Origin of the sequence: Bacillus sp. 5mfcol3.1 (assembly GCF_900114335.1) — a bacterium.
Lineage (GTDB): Bacteria > Bacillota > Bacilli > Bacillales > Bacillaceae_G > Bacillus_A > Bacillus_A thuringiensis_S.
Genome location: NZ_FOST01000003.1, coordinates 167,632 through 187,289 on the forward strand (window position 1 = coordinate 167,632; position 19,658 = coordinate 187,289).

A 19,658-nucleotide genomic window follows, 5' to 3' on the forward strand; every position below is an offset into this window, starting at 1 on the left:
TTTTTTTATTCATATACTGGAATTAGTTTTCATAATGCGGAAAAATAGGGGGATTTATATGTCAAAGTGGCAATCAAAAGAACAATTGATTCAATTATTAAGCGGTCTTGTTGAAATTCCTAGTATTACCGGTTCAGAAGCTGAAGTAATATTGCCAGACTTTGTTGTGGAACAGTTATCTGATTTACAGTACTTCAAAGAAAACCCGCATCATTTACAAAAAAATCCGACAGGGGACGGACGATATTTTGTTACAGCACTAGTAAAGAAAAGCGATAGTACAAAAAATACTGTAATTCTAGTAAGTCACTTTGATGTTGTAGATGTACAAGATTACGGAGTGTGGAAAGAAGATGCATTTAATCCTAAAAAGTTAACATCTATGTTTTATTCTCATAAAGATGAACTTCCAGACCATGTACGTGAAGATATAGAACATGGAGAATGGCTGTTTGGTAGAGGAACAATGGATATGAAATGCGGCCTCGCATTACAAATGGCAATGATTGAACAAGCATGTGAAGGAAGATTCGATGGGAATGTTCTTTTATTGGCTGTACCAGATGAAGAAGTGAATTCTATAGGGATGAGGGCGGCTGTTCCGAGATTGTTAGATTTAGCAAGAGAGCATAACTTAGATTATAAAACGGTCTTAAACTCAGAGCCTATGTTTTCAAGACATCCTGGTGACCAAAATAAGTATATTTACACTGGCTCTATTGGTAAAGTGTTACCTGGTTTTCTTTGCTATGGAAAAGAGACACATGTAGGTGAACCTTTTGCAGGCTTAAATGGGAGTTATATGGCCTCATTAATAACAGCAGAATTAGAGTTAAACACAGACCTTTGTGACATTGTAGAAGGGGAAGCGAGTCCTCCGCCAACTAACTTACTTCAAAGGGACTTAAAAGAGGATTATTCTGTACAAATTCCGCATCGTGCAGTTACATTATTTAATTTGTTTTTATTAGAAAAATCAATGACAGATGTAGTTTCATTGTTACGTCAAAAAGTAACGAAAGTAGCAGAGAAAATAGAAGAGTCGTATGAAAAACATGCATATCGTTTTTCTAAATATAATCCATTTATACCACCTAATCTTAAAGTAAATGTATTAACTTATGAAGAGCTTATCACATATGCAATTGAGCAACATGGACAAGAAAAAATAAATCATATTCAATCTAATATTATAAAAAATAGAGAAGATAAAGATGATCGTGCGGTAACGATTGATTTAGTAGATAAATTAGCGATTTTATGTAAAGAAAAGGCACCGATGATTGTACTTTTCTTCGCTCCGCCGTACTATCCAGCTGTGAGTTCGCGCAACAATCCTTTAATAAAAGAGGTAGTTGTAGAAATGGAAAAGTATGCACACTACAATCATAAGATTACATTTGAAAACCAAAATTATTTTGGGGGGATTTCAGATTTAAGCTATGTAGGCTTGCAGTATCCACTGGATTCAATGAGTTCTCTTGTAGACAATATGCCATTATGGGATAAAGGTTATTCAATTCCACTTCAGGAATTAGAAGAGTTTGATGTTCCAGTATTAAATATGGGGCCGGTAGGAAAAGATGCACATCAATGGACAGAACGTCTAGATGTAAACTACGCATTTGAAACACTAATAGATATGTTACCGAAATGCATTGAAAAATTATTAGTTTCTAATAAAATTACACAATCATAGTAGGGAATAGGTAAGGGATAAAACAGAACCTTTAAAGAAGATTCGAATGAAATTATTTTAATATAATTAAAAAGCGGAACGGCCAAGCTCAATTTTATATGAGTTTGGCCGTTTATCATGTAGTGAATTTTTAATTAAAATTATGTGAATTCATAGCTAACGTAATCTCTTTTATAGTTTTATTTTTTAGTTTGACCAGATAGTTCAACAGACTTTTGCGTACAACGTTGCATAGCTGAAATAATCGCTGTTCGTAATCCTTTTTCCTCTAATGTTGCTACAGCTTCTATTGTCGTTCCACCAGGAGAACAAACCATATCTTTCAATTCACCTGGATGTATTCCTGTTTCTAGTACCATTTTTGCAGAGCCTAACACAGCTTGAGCAGCGAATTTATATGCTTGATTTCTTGGCATACCATCTAGTACAGCAGCATCTGCCATCGCTTCTATAATCATATATACATAAGCTGGTGAAGAACCACTTACAGATGTTACAACATCCATTAATTTTTCACTTACGATCTCTGTTTGACCAAAACTATTGAAAATGTTTAGTACATCTTCTAAATCTTTTTCTGTCACCATTTCATTAGGGCATAATGCAGACATTCCTTCTCCAACAAGAGCAGGAGTATTAGGCATTACTCTTACAACCTTTAATTTTTTATTAAAGGCATTTTCAGTACTTTCAATACTTTTCCCAGCAGCGATCGTAATGATGATAGCATCGTTTTTGATTACTTCTTTTATTTCATTAATTATTGATGCGTATAGGTCTGGTTTGATTGATAAAATTAAAATATCAGCATTTTTAGCTACTTTATTGTTGTCGGTAGTTGTAGTTAGCCCATATTTTTCACTAGCATTTTTTAAATTAGCAGTGTTTAAATCTGAACAAATAATATGATTTGAAGACACTATATTTTTGTTTATCATTCCGCCAATCATAGCCATTCCCATATTTCCGCAACCGATGAATCCAATTTGTTTATCCATAATAACTCAATCTTGCTCCTTTTATAATCAATTATATCGGTTTGATATTATTTTCTTAGAATAAGAATAACATCCCTGTGCAATATAAAGAAACATTCTAAGAGAATATATTCCTTTTTGCAACACTAAAAGATAAAAATTAATTATATTCGACATTATGTAAATATATACACTATAATTTAAGATTTTATGTTTATGAATATGAGTTAAACTTATATCATTTTGTATTTTCATTCAGTAGGGCGATAATTTCATACAAATAACTTGTGGCTCTATTTATTTTTAAAAATACCTCTTGACACCGAATCGAACTATATCGCATAATATAAAAAAATTAGATTGAAAATCGTTGAAGGGAATTAGTACATATGTCTTCTTGCGAAAGAGAGTGGAATTCACCGGCTGAAAGATTCCTCGTATAGAATATATCGAACCTATCCCTGAGTCTTAAATGAAAGTTTAGGCGTTCGCCTGCGTTATAGGCACCAAGTGGATATCTATGTATATCAATTAAGGTGGTACCGCGGAACAATGACCGTTTCGTCCTTTTTATTTTATTAAGGGCGAAGCGGTCATTTTTATTTTGCTCTTAAATACTTCAGTGCAGCATTGATGAGAATAGATATAGTTACAAAGTGAATGAAGTGTAATTTATAAAAAACTTTGATTTTAGACTTGGGGGATAAAAAAGTGAAAAAACAACGAGTTGTTGTAAAGATTGGGAGTAGTTCCTTGGCAGATAGTCACGGAGGCATCTCTACAGAACAGCTTTCAGATCACGTTGCCGCATTGGCTCGGTTGAAAGCTGATGGGCACGAGGTTGTGTTAATTACATCTGGAGCCGTCGCTGCAGGTTTTTCAGCGCTAGGATATCCTAGCAGACCTGTAACGATTAAAGGGAAACAGGCTGCAGCAGCTGTCGGACAAAGTTTGTTAATGCAGGCGTACACGGAGGAATTCCGTAAATATGGCATCGTTACTGCGCAACTTTTGTTGACGAGAAGTGATTTTTCTAGAAAAGAACAGTATAGTAATGCTTACGCTACGTTAGGAGAATTATTAAACCGTTCCGCTCTTCCAATTATTAATGAAAATGATTCCATCTCTTTAGAGGAGCTGACGTTCGGTGATAATGATATGCTGTCAGCTTTAGTAAGCGGGCTTGTTTCGGCGGATATGCTTATGATCTTTACAGATGTGAACGGGTTATATGACAAAAATCCTCAGAAAAATGCGGATGCAAAAAAATATTATTTTCTTCCTGAAGTTACGGAAGAAATTTCTTCTCTTGCAGGAGATGCTGGCTCAAAACTTGGGACTGGCGGTATGAAATCAAAAATCGATGCTGCAAAGACAGCACTCTCTCTTGGTGTGAGTGTATTTATCGGAACAGGACGTGGACAGGAAAAGTTTGTAGATGTTTTGAAGGGTAAGGGTGATGGAACGTATGTCGGTAATGCTCCTCAAAAAGAAATGAAGATGAACAAGCAATGGATTGCCTTGCATTCGCTTGTTAGCGGACAAATTGAAGTAGATGCTGGGGCAGCTACTGCCATCATTCAGCATGGTAAGAGTTTACTTCCAGCTGGTGTTACGAATGTATCAGGATTTTTCCAAGTGGGTGAAGTTGTAGAGGTTGTAACGCAACAAGGGCGCGTAATAGGAAAAGGACAATGCACATATAGTGCAGAGGAACTAAGAGATGTAAAAGGTATGCAAAGCCAAGATATTCAAGTAAGAGGCGAGAGACATAGTTATGAAGTCATCCATAGGGATCATTGGGTTTCACTTTAAAAAGGAGGAAATAAAAATGAATGAAGTGTTGGCAAAGGGGATAAAAGCAAAAGAGGTTGTTAGGGAACTTGTACTAAAATCTACAAATCAAAAAAACGAAGCACTTGCTGCAATTGCAAATCAATTAATAAGTGAAACAGCTTATATTTTAGAGGAAAACAAACGGGATATAGAAGAAGGTAAGGCAAAAGGGTTTTCTGATTCTCTCCTTGATCGCCTTATGCTGAATGAACAGCGTATTGTTGATATGACAGAAGGGATTAAGCAGCTAATTGAATTACGTGATCCTGTAGGAGAATGTGTAAGTGCATGGGAAAGGCCAAATGGACTATCTATTCAGGAAATGCGCGTACCACTTGGTGTTGTTGGGATGATTTATGAGGCAAGACCGAATGTAACAGTGGATGCTGCTACAATTTGTTTGAAAACAGGAAACGCAGTCATATTACGTGGTAGTTCTTCTGCTATTCATTCTAATAAAGCGATCGTTGCCGTTATTCACAGGGCGCTCAAACAAACAAGCTTACCTCAAGAAAGCGTCCAGCTTATAGAAGATACAACGCGAGATAGCGCAAAGCAGTTGTTTACAATGAAGGATTATCTAGACGTTCTTATTCCAAGAGGTGGCAAACAATTAATCGATACTGTTGTGAGAGAAGCGTCTGTTCCAGTACTTGAAACAGGTGCGGGAAATTGTCATATATTCATTGATGAAACAGCGGATAAACAAATGGCATTGGATATTATTATAAATGCAAAAACGCAGCGTCCATCTGTATGTAATGCGATTGAAACGATTGTTCTTCATGAGAAGTGGGCAGAGAAATATGGTAGCGAGTTGTTTTCTTCTTTGAAGGATAGAGGTGTGGAGCTACGTGGTGATCAAAAAGCATTTGCAATGGATTCTTCAATTGTACTTGCTTCAGAAGAAGACTGGGGGACAGAATTTTTATCTCTTACACTAGCAGTGAAAGTGGTTTCCACTGTTGAAGAAGCGATTCATCATATAAATACGTATGGATCTATGCATTCTGAAGCAATTATTACTGAAAACGAGGAAAACGTCAGCAAGTTTTTTACTTCTGTAGATGCCGCGGCACTTTATCATAATGCATCGACTCGTTTTACAGATGGATCCGAATTTGGATTCGGAGCGGAAATTGGTATCAGTACACAAAAGTTACACGTAAGAGGCCCAATGGGGCTTCCAGCATTAACTTCTACAAAATATGTGATTCGTGGAAATGGACAAATTCGAAAATAATAATAAAAGACACTCAATTGGCTTGGGTGTCTTTTATTATAAAAATTATTTACCATACAAATAGCCCAACGAGCATAGCGCTTAATAAAGAAACAGCCATCCCGCTAACAAGAAGCTTCCAAACATTTTTACCGATGATTGATGATTTTTCTCCGCCAAATAATGAATTGTAAGTTCCGTAAATCATACCTACTGTACTAAAGTTAGCAAAAGAAGCTAGAAATGTCGTTGCAACCGCAACCGTATGCGGTTGTAGCGACTTTAAGTTTGATTTTAAATCCATCATTGCAACAAATTCATTCGTCGTTATTTTGATCCCCATTAATTCAGCTACGTACATAGCATCACTGCCTGATAAACCGAGTAAAAATGCAAAAGGACTAAAGATAATGGAGAAGATTTTTTGAATTGTTAACCCCGTTACAAAAAATCCTAAAATCCCATTTAAACATGCTGTTAAAGCTACATAACCAATTACCATAGCTAAAATAACGATAACCATATTCATCCCAACTAACATACTGTTTGAAATAGTAGAAAAGAAATCCTTTTTTTCATGTTTTGAAGGTGTGTAAACAACGTCTTCTTCTTTCGAAACTTCCACAGGATTTAATACATTGGCTAAAATTAATGCGTTAATACAGTTTAATGGGATTGCGCTGAAAATATATGTTGCTGGAACCATTGATAAATAAGCACCAAGAATGGATCCGCTAACGCTACTCATACTCATAATTCCAAAAGTTAATAATCGATTTTCTTTTAAAACAGATAATTGATCACGAACAACCGCAAGTGCTTCGGTGTTTCCTAAAAACATCATTTGAATCGAAAAGAAACTTTCTAACTTTGGTAAACGAGAAATCTTTGAAATAACTGCACCTACTTTATCAATAATCCAAGTTAAGATTCCAAAATAAGAAAGAATATCAAAGAACGTGATAACAAAAATGATAGGAAGTAACGCGCTAAAGAAGAAATCAATGTGTGGACTGTCCATAGCGGAAGGAAATGCAAATCGAATTCCTTCATTCGCACATGCCAGTAGCCAACTGAAAAATGACGCAATTTTATTAATGATAATACTGCCTAGCTTTGTGCCCAACATAAACCACGTAATAAAAAGCTCCAATATGATGAGGATTACAATTGGTCTCCATTTTATATGTTTTTTATTAGGCGAACATAAGAAAACGATTAATATGACAACGAAAATCCCTAACATATTTAATATGAAATGCATGTCAACCACTCCTTGAGCTTTATTATTTGTATATAAAAAAGCTCTTATTCTTCTTAATTTAGAATGAATGTGGTTTAATTTATATTTTTGTAAATTCTAAAAGAATAGAAGGTAAAATTCGATAAAGATAGAATTTAATACATAGCAAACAAGGAGGGGATAAAAATGGAGGTCTATCACATAAAGAGTAAAAAGAGGGAAACATACAACGTTCAGGTGAAATATTCGATACTTTTCGAATGTGCACTTGGCATTGCAGCAATTACTCATAAAAGGTTAATTGATACTCTTGAAAAGACTGAAAGTGAATGGAAAGGAATTAGACAATCATTAACAGATGAGATGGAAGAACACTTACAGTTTGTAGAAGAACATAATACGTGGAAAGCATTGCTTCAGTTATTGTATGAAGAGGATTTTCAAGATTTATCGCAGTTTAATTTTAAAATTGATTTACTTTCAGAAGAAGGTTTGAAGTATATATGTTTACCGTTTTTAGGAGAGAAGTACCAAGAAAAAAGAACTTTAGCGGCAAGTGGAAACGTAACTGCAATACATGAACTAATGGAACTGACACAAGAACATCAGTTTTTCTCTACGTATATTCGTTTTATATGTGATGTTGATGTCCAAGTGCTGAAATCTCATTTAATTGCTGTTATGACAGGTTGGTATGAGAGTGTAATTAAGAAAGAGGAAGAAGAAATACTTTCTATATTAAAACGAGATTATGAAGCAAAAAATGAAATGAATAAAAAGATGAAGCCGGAAGAGTTTGTCGAATGGGCGACTGGCGGAGTGAACTATATGCCAGAGCCAAGTGTTCATCACGTACTTCTTATTCCGCAAATGACGTACAGACCGTGGAATATTGAAGCAGATATTGAAGATACGAAAGTATTTCATTATCCAGTTGCGAATGAAAGCATTCATCCTGAAGATTCGTATGAACCGAATTATTTTTTAGTTCAAAAACATAAGGCTCTTGGGGATGAAGCGAGATTGCGAATTGTAAAAATGTTGTTTGAAAAAGAACGTACTTTACAGGAAATAACGGAAAGATTGCAGCTTGGTAAATCGACAGTACACCATCATTTGAAATTGTTACGTGCAGCGAAGTTAGTTGATATACATGACGGAAAATATGTATTAAGGAAGAAAGCAGTACAGTCGTTAGCAAAAGAATTAGAAGCGTTTTTGAATAGATAATATGCAACAAGAATGTACATAAAGGGAGGAATTTAAGAGAAAAGTTGGTGAGCTATAGTGAAGAGTGTATTGAAAAATCGTTCTTTCTTTTTTATGTGGATTGGTAGTGCAATCTCAGAATTAGGAGGGGCTTTCGGAACGTTATGTAATTCAATTCTAGTATATGAATTAACAGGATCGGAAATGGCTTTAAGTAGTATGTGGCTATTATATTTCATCCCATCACTCATATTGCAATTAATAAGTGGCCCATTTATTGATAAATGGAGCCGGAAGTGGATTATGATTTGTTCACAATGGATACGAGCGTCCGTATTCTTATTACCTTTGGTGATGCTAGTTACAGGTAGTATAGAAGTTTGGCACATTTATGTTGTTCAAATTGTAGTAGGACTTATTACACCACTTTATACACCTGCAAGTCAAGCAATTACACCGAGCATTGTAGGGAAAGAACAACTTCAAGATGCAAATGCGTACATTGATGGAATGAATCGCCTTATGATGTTTCTTGCGCCAGTATTAGGCGGAGTAGTCATTCATTTGATTGGAACAGAACTTACATTATCTTTCGTATGTATTTGTCTATTTGTTAGTGGTGCTTTCTTATTTTATATAAAAGAAAATAGAACGTCGCAACCTATTCGGAAAACGTGGCTAGAACAATTTCTTCACGGTTTTACATATTTTTTCACAAAACCAATCATCGTTTGGCTCGGTATATTTCTTACTTTCGTGCAATTTGGAGTTGGGGTAACGATGGTCACAAATCTTCCTTATATAAAAGACGAGCTATCAGCGGGATATGCGGAATATGGTTATTTTATGGCCGGATTCCCACTTGGCTATGTAGTTGGATCTATACTAGTCGGAAAAGTAACATATAAAAGCCGGCGTATACTTATGCTCGGAGGATTGTTTATAGGGGGACTCACATACATTTCATTAGGATTCAATCATAGTATTATCATTGCAATAATAATTGAAGTAATAGCAGGGATTTGTATTGCATTTTTCAATGTTCATAACACGACAATATGCCAACAAACCGTCCCAAATAATATGATAGGGCAAGTATTTTCAGTGCGTTTATTTTTTATACGATCCGCTATGCCATTAGGTGTGTTAGTAGGGGGAATATTGAGTGAAATGTGGGGAGTAAGAGCGCTATATGTAATCATCGGTGCAATTATATGTGTTACATCTTTAATAGGGATGTTACTTCCATATTTCAAATTTTTAGATGAGGCGATAGAAAAGAAATCAGCATAATTCAAAAAATTAAAACTTTACAATTGAAAATAATTATCATAATCAATTATAATAGAAGAATACTAGTATTCGTATAACAAAGAGGGAGTGGGATATATGTTTATCGAAACGAAAACATTTACAGTAAAAGAAGGTACATCAAATATAGTTGTAGAACGTTTCACTGGAGAAGGTATTATTGAAAAATTTGAAGGCTTCATCAATTTAAGTGTTCTTGTGAAAAAAGTAAGACGCGGCGACGAAGAAGTTGTCGTAATGATTCGCTGGGAATCTGAAGAAGCATGGAAAAACTGGGAAACAAGTGAAGAACATTTAGCTGGACATAGAGCAGGCCGTGGTAAACCAAAACCAGATCATATTATTAATGTGGATCATGCAGTTTATTATGTAAAATCATCGAAAGCGGCTTATCAGCAGTCGTAATATATAAGTAGAGGATACATGTTGTAGAAGCAAACATGTATCCTCTTTTTTATTACTGGGGGGATGTAAATGATAGGAAATCTTTCATTCATTAAAAAAATGTTCTAGGATATAGAAAAAAATATTAGACTTATAAAGCATAGTCTTAGATGGAACGCTTGAATATCTTACCTTACATATTTAAGGGTTATGAAAATGAGTCTATATCCCTTCTGTTTAAAAGGAGATGAGTACATGAAGCTGAATCATTTAAATTTATGTGTTGATGATTTATCAGAAGCGAGACATTTCTTTGAAACATTTTTTGATTTTCAATTTTTGGAACAAAAAGGGAAAGCACTTGTAGTTATGAGTGATGAGAGTGGATTTATACTTGTGCTAAGTGATCCAAAAGCATTTAAAGGGAATAAGGAAGTTACGTATCCGGAAGCTTTTCATATTGGTTTTTTAGTGGATACTTCAAATGAAGTTGATCAAGCGTATAATCGTTTAGTAGCAGGCGGCATTGAAATAGATAAGGAACCTTATTCGATGCGAGGTAGTAGTTATGGTTTTTATTTTACAGTATTTAATGGCTTATTAATTGAAGTGTCTTGTCTTGATTATAGAGAAGGTAAGAAAGTTTCAAAGCTTAATAGTAATCACCAAGAGTAATCATTTGAAGGTGCATATTTAGCCCCTTATCCAGTTTGGAAAGGGGCTTGTTTATTTTATTACCTTATTTATCTTACTATTTGTGGATTGAGTAAAGTCTCACTTTATTTGTCTATCTGAATTTCAAATTCAAGCACAGCTTGATCTTTCCTAAACGGTATACTGAGTTCTTTAAATCGTAAGCTTATTCCAGACAAATTATCAGGAAGGACAGGAGATATAACGAATTGATGATTCATATGTCCATCGGTGCCGCCACCACCTTCTGACCAGCAATCGTATGTATCATCTATTAATAATTGGAAGAAACTATGAGGCTTATTTTCAATAAAATCTTCATCCGTGGAATCCCAATCGCTATATAAATAAACTATACTAGCATTTGCATATTGCCGAATAAAAGTTACAGTATACATGAAGCCATTATGTTCATAAGTTTTAAAAACAGGTACATGTTTTTTGAAGCCAGTTGGTTCAACGCGAGGTTTAAATTCTTCTTCATCCATCATGGAAGAGAATAATGAGTTTAGATAGTCTGGATAGAATTCGTATTGCTTAGCCCATTTATAAATCGCTTCATCATGTGGAAAACCTGGGTCATCACCTGAAAGTTCTTTTCGTTCTTTTAATAGGGCGCAAATTTTTTCATCAATAGAGTATAAGCGTTCATCGTAATGATCGGTAGGACGTTCGAAAGTCATTCTTCGCATAATCATTCCTCCTTTACTTTATTTTAACAAAAAAGACAGACTAATAAATAGTCTGTCTTTTCACATTAATTCTTCACATCATCATAAAGTTCAAGTGCCTCTTTCACATTCAATCCATTTTTCACAATACCATGTATTGCTTGAATCATCGCAGCTGGGTGCTCGGATTGCCATATGTTTCGGCCCATGTCTACTCCGATAGCGCCTTCTTGCAATGCATTGTACGTAATGTTTAATGCGTCTTCAATTGAATCTAGTTTTGGGCCACCCGCGATGACGACTGGGGCAGGGCATGTGCTCGTTATTTTTTCGAATCCTTCGCAGTAATACGTTTTAATAATATCAGCACCCATTTCAACACATACGCGGGAAGCAAGTGCTAGAAAGCGAGCTTCACGTTTTTGTAATTCCTTTGCGACTGCGGTAATGCCGAGTACTGGTAGGCCGTAATCATGAGCTTCAGAAACTACATTTGCGAGATTTGTAACAGTTTGTGTTTCATAGTCTGATCCGACAAAAACAGAAACGCCAACGCCAATTGCGTTTTGCTTCACTGCTTCCTTCACAGGTGTAACAATTGTTTCATTCGCTAAATCTTTACCGACGACAGTAGCGCCACCGGATACACGCATAACCATCGGTGTGCTGCAGTTTTCAGGAATACAGGAGCTAAGTACACCGCGTGTTAAAAAGAGGGAGTCTGTATAAGGAAGTAAGTTTTTAACTGTTTCAAGTGGTTGTTCTAGCCCGTGAATTGGCCCTAAAAAGTAGCCGTGATCTATTGCTAACATAACCGCTCTACCATCAGGTAAAATTGTATTTAATCGATTTTTAAATCCCCAAGTCATTCAAAATCACTCCTTCGTTAATGTTGGATTTTCCGTTTGTACAGTATCTTTATTTGGTAAATGTGGTGACTTAATAAAAACAGCTTTAAAAGGTTTGTCAGAATGGTTAATAAGATAGTGAGATTCATGAGGACGAACTTGCAGGACATCACCTTGTTTAATTGGAACTCTTTCATTATTCACATAGAAATCTATTTCACCTTCTAATGCATAAAAGACCTCTTCGCACGTCATATGATAATGGTTTTGAAACTCCTGGCCCGGTTGAATGACAACAAGGCCAAGATCAATATTTGGACCTTGTATTAAATATTTCGGCCCGTTATCACCGAAGCGATAGGAGAAGTCATTTTCATTCGCTTTTAACATACAGTTCACTCCTTTATGTAATGTGTTACAGTGCACCAGGCGCAATCCACATATGTGAGGTGAGCCCTTTATCAGCTAAAGCGAGCTGACTGTCATATACAGTTTTCCATGTTTCATAGAACTCTTTATATAGTTCGTGATTTTCAGTGATTGGTTCAAATGTATTTTCCCACTGTACAAATTGTTCGGCAGTCTCTTCCATAGATGAATATATGCCAGCGCCAACTCCAGCAGCAATTGCAGTTCCTAAAGCAGCTGCTTCTTTCACAACGGGTACTTTTACAGGAATGCCGAGTACGTCTGATAGAATTTGTGGCCATAGTTTCCCTTTAGCGGCACCGCCAGCAAAAACAACTTCAGAAGGGAATGTACCAGTAAGATTTTCAATTAGTTTTAAGTTTCCAAGTGTAACGAAGGCCGCATTTTCTTCAATAGCACGGAACATTTCCTTTTTTCCGCATTTGTCAGCGTCTAAACTTAAATTTAAGAATGAAGGTGCGGCATGACGCCAAGAAATGTAGTTCATAACGTTTGAAAAAGTAGGGATAATACCATATGAACCGACAGGTACGTCTTTCGCTTGTTCTTCTAATAATTCATAAGCGTCTACACCGAGTTTTTCAGCGAACTTTTTTTCTTCTTGGCAAAAAGCGTCTCGAAACCAACGCATAACGAGGCCAGGGAAAAAGGCAATCGTTTCATATTGCCAAAGGTTCGGAACGACGTGACAATTTACTCGAATTGCAGCATTTGGATCCGTTGTTGACTCTGTAATATTCACTTCCTGTTGCCAAAAGCTGCCGCCGCATATTAAAGTTTGATTTGGCTTTACGACTCCAGTCCCGAGTGCTGCCATTTGAGCATCACCGCCACCAGCGACGACAGGAATCCCTTCAAGTAAACCAGTTAGTGCTGCACACTCTTTTGTAACGTTGCCAATTACTGTACCAGCTTCATTTACTGTTGGTGAAAATGGCAAAGATAGACCGCACTCCTTAGCGACATCGTTATCCCACACTCTATTTTGTAAGTCAAAAATACCTGACGTGCATCCGTTTGAGGGATCAATTTGTAGTACGCCGCTTAGTTTATATAAAATCCAATCGTTTAACATTGTAAAAGAGTAAATATTATTATAGACGTCGGGTTCATGTTTTTTTATCCAGAGTAGACGTGGTAAAGCACCTAATGAAAAAGTTTGCCCAGATTTTCTGTATAAATCTTCTTCAAGATGTGAGCGGATTTCTTTTAGCTCACTAACTTCAGCGGATGCACGGCCATCAACATTTGCACATGCCCATATTTCTTGCCCATTTTTATCATATAAAACAAAACCTTCTCGCATACTTGTAGCGCTAATAGCTTGAATAGAAGAGGGAAGTATATTACTTTTTTGCAGAACTTCTTTCGTACACTGTTGTACAAGTTGCCAGTTTTCTTCTACATCAAAATTCATAGAACCGGGGTAACGAGGATCAGTTTTATGAACCCATTCTTTTTGACTTACTGCAATTTGATTGCCATGTAAATCAAAAAGAACAGCTCGAATGCTTCCTGTACCAGCATCGAAAGCTAATAAAGTAGACATTAAGAATCACCTTCCTTTCTTAATAAGGAGAGCGCAGTTTCTTCATCAGTAATTAATGTATGAATAAATTTCCCTTTTAAAGCCCCATAAATGGCATCTATCTTTTGAGTACCTCCAGCCACACCAATGACATGCTTCATGCTGCGAAGAATCGTAAGTGGTGTGCCAATTAGACGATTATGATGCGAGAGCTCTAATAACTCACCATTCGTATTATAAAACTGTCCTAAAATATCGCCCGCTCCGTTTTGACTTCGAATATATGTCATTTCACGTAGCGTTAATTTTTCTTCTTTTACAATCGTAGCGTCTTGAGATAACCCGCCAATACCGACAACTGCCGTATGTGCAAGTGAAGCGACATGAAGCATATCTTTCACACTTGGTTCTGATAAAATACTTTGTGCCATTTCAGTAGAAGATGCTAGAAAAGGAGTAGGAATAATATGAAGATCACCTTGCATGTAGTGTAAATAGTTTTGTTTTCTTGGAAGATAGTGGTTTACTCCGCCTGTTAGCGTTACGAATGAAAGATTAATAGAACTTTCAAAATGAATGTTTTCTAGCATTTTACTTATTGTTTCACCCCAGCCGATGCCGAGTAAATCACCTTGTTGGAGATGAGTCTCTAAATATTGTGCAGCGGCTTTTCCGAGAGAAGTAGCATAATTGTCTATTGGAGTAGGGATAATAAAGGCATCTTTCAAGTGGAACTTTTTCATTAAGTCACGTTCAATGCTCAAGCAATGCAAACCGGTTCCTTTTACGTGAAATGTAACGATACCTTCACTGCGTGCCTTATCTAATAACCGGACGACTTTATTTCTTGAAATATGAAGAAGTGAAGCAATCTCTTGTTGTGTTAATTGATCTTTATAATAGTACCAGGCTACTTTAGTTAATAAATTTTCTTCAAAGTTCAGCTGTGACATACTCTTCATCCCTTTCAACAATTGACCAATGCTTAAACATATGTGTCACATATTTTGTTTATTCCAGTTGAAACGATTAATAGTACATTGAAAAAAGTGTTCTAGATATGAAAAAAGGAATATACAATGCTACAAAACAAGTAGAACAAATAATCATTTTCTCAAAAAATGTTCTGGGTAAAGGCAGGTGACATCATGTGGAGAATGTGCCCTTATTACAAGTGAAGAAAATGAGTAAGGCGTTTTCGAATCAACTTGTGCTAAAGGAAGTGAACTTACAAGTAGAGCATGGTGATATATACGCTTTAGTTGGTGGAAATGGCGCCGGGAAATCGACATTAATGAAAATATTAACGGGGTTATATTCGTATGATAGTGGAGAAATGTATGTGAAAGGAAAGAGACAGCAGTTTGCAAATCCAAAAGAAGCACACCAAGAAGGGATTTATTTAATACCACAAGAACCGCTCATTTTTCCTCATATGACCATTGAAGAAAATATATGTATTGGATTAGAGGGGAATAGAAAGAAACTAAAAGTAAAAGTTCAGCAATTAATTAACAGTTTAAGTTGGGATATTGATCTTAATGAACAGGGAGGATCGTTATCCATTGCGCAGCAACAGTTAGTAGAAATCATTAGAGGATTAATACGAGACGCTGAGATTCTTATTTTAGATGAGCCAACATCGACATTAACAACTCATGAAATTAAGAGTCTTTTTGTGCTGATGAAAAGCTTGCAAGAAAAAGGAATTGGGATGATTTATATTACGCATCGTTTTCCAGAAATCTTTGAAATTGCAAACAAAGTAGCAATACTACGTGATGGAATGGTTGTAAGCCAAGGTGATGTATGTGACTATACATATGACATGCTGATGGAAGGACTATTGCCAAAAGGATATAAACAGAAAGAGAAAATAGAAGTAGTTCAAGAGACAGCAAAGACGAAAAAAATATTAGAAGTGGTTGATATAAATGGTCACGCATTCGAAAATATATCATTCACTGTACATGCGGGAGAGGTTGTAGGTGTTGCTGGCATTATAGGATCTGGCAGAACGGAATTAGCAGAAGCGATATTTGGATTGAAAACTATAAAATCAGGGTCTATCTTATTAGATGGAAAATCAATTGATACGTGTTCTTTGCATAAAAGGCTAGACGAAGGACTAGTTTATGTGCCAGAGGATAGGGCGAGGAATGGAATTTTCTCAATTGCTTCTGTTAAAGAAAATATTGCAGCAGCAAGTTTACAGCAAAATAATCGCTTTTTTATAAATCAAGAAAAAGAAAGCGCTTTAGTTAATTTGTTTATAGAACAATTCCGAATTGTTGTACAGAATATGAATGAAGAACTCGCATCTTTATCGGGAGGAAATCAGCAAAAAGTCGTACTTGCGAAGTATCTCGCATGTAATCCGAAAATTATTATTCTTGATGAACCGACTCGCGGAATTGATGTGAAAGCAAGGCTTGAAGTGTATGAGACGATAGAAAAAATGAAAAAGGAAGGACTTGCAATTTTATTAATCTCTTCAGATGTTGAAGAAATTGTTCAATTAGTAAACCGTGTATATGTAATGAGAAATGGACGATTTGTTTCTCATATGGAAAAAGAACAACTGAGTGTGAATGAAGTTACACGCCTTGCAAACGGAGGTGTAGCGAAATGAAACGTATGTTAAAAATGCATGAAACGTCTATCATACTGTTACTACTAATGTATATAGCTATTGTAGGAATGATAAACCCTAGTTTTATTCAATTTAATTCATTATCTTTAATGATGAAATCTAGCGTTATTTTAGTCGTGCTAGCAATTGGCCAATCGTTCGTCTTATTTACGAAAAATATAGATGTATCAGTTGGTTCAAGCATGGGGTTAAGTGCAGCAGTTTGCGGAATGATGTTAACGAATGGGGATAGTGCATTCTTGTCGATATTTGTAGCTATTATACTTGGGGCCATTATCGGTTTCGTAAATGGTATTGGAGTTGCGAAGTTTCGGGTACCAGCCATTATTATGACATTAGGCATGTTAGGAATTGTTAGAGGTGCAATGTTAATTTTCACAGGCGGGAAGTGGATTGAAGATATTCCAAACGATTTTAAGCAGCTGTCATCTATCATCATTCTTGGTTTACCTATAACTGTATGGTTCGTTTTTATTATTTTACTACTACTATACTTCTTTTTAAGAAAAGTGCCATTGGGAAGATACTTTTATGCAGTAGGTGATAATGAAGATGGCGCGAGGCTTATTGGTATACCTGTTAATAAAGTGAAGATATATGCGTTTATGATTTCAGGCATAAGCGCTGCGCTCGCTGGTTGCATATTTGTTATGAATATCGGGTTCGTCCCAAATCAAACAGGTACAGGATTAGAATTACAAGTAATCGCAGCCGCTGTACTAGGAGGAATTCATTTAAAAGGAGGAACAGGTTCTATATTTGGAGCTGCATTAGGAGCGTTATTTTTAGAAACAATAAGCAGCTCACTCGTCTTTTTAAAAATACCAGCATTTTGGAATAATGCCATTTCAGGCTTTTTATTATTACTCATCATCATATTAGATAGTGTTATGAAAAAGTGGAAGGCAAAAAGGAGGATGAATCTATGAAGTATTTATATAGATGGGAAGGGGTTCTAATTGTATTACTTCTTATAGAATTCATCCTTTTTAGTTTTATAAATAGTGATTTCTTAAATATTAGTAATCTCCTTTTTAGTACAAATGATTTCCTATTTATCGCAATTGCGGCGATACCAATGACTTTCGTTATTGTAACAGGAGGAATTGATGTATCGGTCGGATCAATAATGGGGCTCACTTCGATCTTGATTGGTGTACTTTGGATGAACGGAATACCTATTTTGTTTGCTGTCATAATCGCCCTAATAATTAGTTGTTTAGCAGGAGCTTTAAATGGACTCATTATAAAAATGACAGATGTAGAACCACTAGTCGTTACACTCGGAACGATGTTTTTATACGGAGGAATTGCGCTTGTCATTTCAGGAGGGGCGGGTGCTTCTGGATATGAAGGGATAAGCGGTTTACCTGATACTTATGTAAAACTAGCAAATGGTAGTTTTATAGGAATACCCAATTTATTATGGTTACTTATTTCATTAACAATTGTATACACAATTTTGTTTCACCGAACGATATATGGACGCTACGTAAAATTAACAGGTGCGAATGAAAATACAGCAAAATACACCGGGATTAAGACGAAGAAAGTAGTAATCATTGCTTACATACTTTCTGGGTTAGGAGGTGGATTAGGGGGAGTTTTCTTAACTGCATATTTCGGTTCTGCACGTGCTGATATAGGAAGTGAAACAATATTACCAATCATTACAGCAGTCGTATTAGGCGGGACACTTATTACAGGTGGAAAAGGAAGTATTTTCGGTACTGTACTTGCAAGTATTTTTATAGGCCTTATGCAATATGGCCTACAAATGACAGGCTTAACAAATGAACAATCAAATGTCGTAATAGGTATTATCCTTATTCTTTCAGTTATTATGAGACATTTCAAATTACATCAATTTTTAGCGGGGAAAAGACAGAGTTGGCATAAGGGGGAAATGTCATGAAGAGAAAACTAGGGATTGTATTGATTGTATGTATTTGTTTAATAGGTTTAATCGCTTGTTCTAGTCAAACGGCAGATAAGAAAAAAGCGGATGATGTGAAATTTGCATTTATCCCGAAATTAACTGGAGTTGGCTTCTTTACATCGGGCGGTGAAGGAGCAAAGGAGATGGGAGATAAGCTAGGCGTACAAGTGAAATATGATGGGCCGTCTGAAGCGAGTGTATCAGGGCAAGTAAAGTATATAAATAATTTTATTAACCAAAATTATGATGCACTTATGGTTTCCTCTACATCAGTTGATGGTTTATCGCAATCATTGCAACGTGCTAAGAAAAAAGGAATGACTGTCTTAACGTGGGATTCTGATGTGAATCCCAAAGACCGTTCTTTTTATATAAGTCAAGGGACACCAGACCAACTTGCTAACTTATTAATTGAAATGACTTCCAAGCAAATTGGAGATAAAGGGAAAGTAGCGTTCTTTTATTCTAGTCCAACAGTAACGGATCAAAACCAATGGGTAACGAAAGCGAAAGAAATTATTAAAAAGAAATATCCGAACTGGGAAATTGTAACGACGCAGTACGGTGAAAATAATGCACAAAAATCTTTATCCGTAGGGGAGAACATATTAAAAACGTATCCAGATATTAACGCAGTTATTTGTCCAGATGCAACAGCACTCCCAGCCATGGCGCAAGCAGCTGAAAACTTAAAAATGGATAAAAAAGTAGTGGTAACTGGATTTTCTACACCGAACGTTATGCGTGATTATGTAAAACGAGGAACAGTACAACAATTCGGATTATGGGATGTCAAACAGCAAGGTGCGTTGGCAACTTATGTAGCAAATGAGATTGTTGTAAAAGGAAAGAAGTTAAAAGTAGGGGATAGCTTTGAAGTAAAAGGAATCGGAAAAGTGAAAGTAGAGCCAAACTCCATTCAAGGATATGATTATGAGGCAGAAGGAAACGGAATTATCGTATTGCCAGAACGAGTTGTATTTACGAAAGATAATATTGATAAGTATAATTTTTAG

Annotated in this window: 18 protein-coding genes and 1 other annotated feature; of the genes, 11 read left to right on the forward strand and 7 right to left on the reverse strand. The window is 35.9% G+C overall.

Translation table 11 applies throughout. The features are described 5' to 3' along the window. The first annotated feature begins 34 nt into the window (after positions 1 to 34). Positions 35 to 1,699: a M20/M25/M40 family metallo-hydrolase gene (locus BM089_RS18990; RefSeq protein WP_003274521.1), complete on the forward strand. Its 1,665-nt coding sequence runs from the start codon at positions 35 to 37 to the stop codon at positions 1,697 to 1,699. Positions 1,700 to 1,878: 179 nt separating this feature from the next. Here the strand turns inward: BM089_RS18990 and proC are convergent, their stop codons facing one another. Further along, entirely contained in the window at positions 1,879 to 2,697 is an 819-nt protein-coding gene (gene proC, locus BM089_RS18995; protein ID WP_000360722.1) for a pyrroline-5-carboxylate reductase, read from the reverse strand. 340 nt (positions 2,698 to 3,037) lie between these two features. Then, positions 3,038 to 3,248, forward strand: a binding site (T-box leader). 139 nt (positions 3,249 to 3,387) lie between these two features. Here proC and proB point away from each other — a divergent pair. Both proB and proA read left to right on the forward strand, forming a co-directional pair. Continuing rightward, a complete protein-coding gene (gene proB, locus BM089_RS19005; RefSeq protein ID WP_000744798.1) occupies positions 3,388 to 4,491 on the forward strand; it encodes a glutamate 5-kinase in 1,104 nt (367 codons plus the stop codon). Between the two features lie 16 nt (positions 4,492 to 4,507). Then, positions 4,508 to 5,755 carry a gamma-glutamyl phosphate reductase gene (gene proA / locus BM089_RS19010; RefSeq protein WP_001006625.1) on the forward strand — a complete coding sequence of 416 codons (1,248 nt, stop codon included), beginning with the start codon at positions 4,508 to 4,510 and terminating at the stop codon, positions 5,753 to 5,755. A 49-nt stretch (positions 5,756 to 5,804) separates the two neighbouring features. On the opposite strand, the gene BM089_RS19015 is transcribed toward proA, so the two are convergent. Further along, the gene (locus BM089_RS19015; RefSeq protein WP_000545481.1) at positions 5,805 to 6,998 is read right to left on the reverse strand and encodes a NupC/NupG family nucleoside CNT transporter; all 1,194 of its coding nucleotides are present in this window, start codon (positions 6,996 to 6,998) and stop codon (positions 5,805 to 5,807) included. A gap of 165 nt (positions 6,999 to 7,163) precedes the next feature. On the opposite strand from BM089_RS19015, the gene BM089_RS19020 reads away from it, so the two are divergent. The 4 genes from BM089_RS19020 (at position 7,164) to BM089_RS19035 (ending at position 10,556) form a co-directional block, all read left to right on the forward strand. Further along, positions 7,164 to 8,207, forward strand: a complete 1,044-nt coding sequence (locus tag BM089_RS19020; protein ID WP_000454535.1) for an ArsR/SmtB family transcription factor — start codon at positions 7,164 to 7,166, stop codon at positions 8,205 to 8,207. Between the two features lie 57 nt (positions 8,208 to 8,264). Continuing rightward, positions 8,265 to 9,479 carry an MFS transporter gene (locus tag BM089_RS19025; RefSeq protein WP_090977723.1) on the forward strand — a complete coding sequence of 405 codons (1,215 nt, stop codon included), beginning with the start codon at positions 8,265 to 8,267 and terminating at the stop codon, positions 9,477 to 9,479. Between the two features lie 96 nt (positions 9,480 to 9,575). Then, a complete protein-coding gene (gene hmoA / locus BM089_RS19030; protein ID WP_139213289.1) occupies positions 9,576 to 9,902 on the forward strand; it encodes a heme-degrading monooxygenase HmoA in 327 nt (108 codons plus the stop codon). Between the two features lie 234 nt (positions 9,903 to 10,136). Further along, complete coding sequence (locus BM089_RS19035) at positions 10,137 to 10,556, forward strand: VOC family protein (protein ID WP_000773084.1); 420 nt, start codon at positions 10,137 to 10,139, stop codon at positions 10,554 to 10,556. 104 nt (positions 10,557 to 10,660) lie between these two features. On the opposite strand, the gene BM089_RS19040 is transcribed toward BM089_RS19035, so the two are convergent. The 5 genes from BM089_RS19040 to BM089_RS19060 all read right to left on the reverse strand — a co-directional run bounded on the left by BM089_RS19040 (position 10,661) and on the right by BM089_RS19060 (position 15,021). After that, positions 10,661 to 11,266 (reverse strand): hypothetical protein, encoded by a 606-nt coding sequence (locus BM089_RS19040; RefSeq protein ID WP_139213290.1) that lies wholly within the window; start codon positions 11,264 to 11,266, stop codon positions 10,661 to 10,663. 65 nt (positions 11,267 to 11,331) lie between these two features. Then, on the reverse strand, positions 11,332 to 12,114 hold the full coding sequence (lsrF, locus tag BM089_RS19045; protein WP_000219782.1) for a 3-hydroxy-5-phosphonooxypentane-2,4-dione thiolase: 783 nt from the start codon (positions 12,112 to 12,114) through the stop codon (positions 11,332 to 11,334). A 6-nt stretch (positions 12,115 to 12,120) separates the two neighbouring features. Continuing rightward, positions 12,121 to 12,483 (reverse strand): cupin domain-containing protein, encoded by a 363-nt coding sequence (locus tag BM089_RS19050; RefSeq protein WP_090977729.1) that lies wholly within the window; start codon positions 12,481 to 12,483, stop codon positions 12,121 to 12,123. A 25-nt stretch (positions 12,484 to 12,508) separates the two neighbouring features. After that, a complete protein-coding gene (lsrK, locus tag BM089_RS19055) occupies positions 12,509 to 14,071 on the reverse strand; it encodes an autoinducer-2 kinase (protein WP_090977731.1) in 1,563 nt (520 codons plus the stop codon). After that, positions 14,071 to 15,021 (reverse strand): sugar-binding transcriptional regulator, encoded by a 951-nt coding sequence (locus tag BM089_RS19060; protein ID WP_139213291.1) that lies wholly within the window; start codon positions 15,019 to 15,021, stop codon positions 14,071 to 14,073. Before BM089_RS19060 ends, lsrK begins: the two co-directional genes overlap by 1 nt. 179 nt (positions 15,022 to 15,200) lie before the next feature. Between BM089_RS19060 and BM089_RS19065 the strand changes: the two genes are divergently transcribed. From BM089_RS19065 to lsrB, 4 genes are read left to right on the forward strand one after another with little or no spacing between them, the layout of a single operon-like run. Beyond that, on the forward strand, positions 15,201 to 16,682 hold the full coding sequence (locus BM089_RS19065) for a sugar ABC transporter ATP-binding protein (RefSeq protein ID WP_100910180.1): 1,482 nt from the start codon (positions 15,201 to 15,203) through the stop codon (positions 16,680 to 16,682). Next, positions 16,679 to 17,632 carry an ABC transporter permease subunit gene (locus tag BM089_RS19070; protein WP_088115448.1) on the forward strand — a complete coding sequence of 318 codons (954 nt, stop codon included), beginning with the start codon at positions 16,679 to 16,681 and terminating at the stop codon, positions 17,630 to 17,632. Before BM089_RS19065 ends, BM089_RS19070 begins: the two co-directional genes overlap by 4 nt. Next, a complete protein-coding gene (locus BM089_RS19075; protein ID WP_139213292.1) occupies positions 17,629 to 18,618 on the forward strand; it encodes an ABC transporter permease in 990 nt (329 codons plus the stop codon). Before BM089_RS19070 ends, BM089_RS19075 begins: the two co-directional genes overlap by 4 nt. Further along, complete coding sequence (gene lsrB / locus BM089_RS19080; protein WP_000823652.1) at positions 18,615 to 19,658, forward strand: autoinducer 2 ABC transporter substrate-binding protein LsrB; 1,044 nt, start codon at positions 18,615 to 18,617, stop codon at positions 19,656 to 19,658. The genes BM089_RS19075 and lsrB overlap by 4 nt, the downstream gene beginning before the upstream one ends.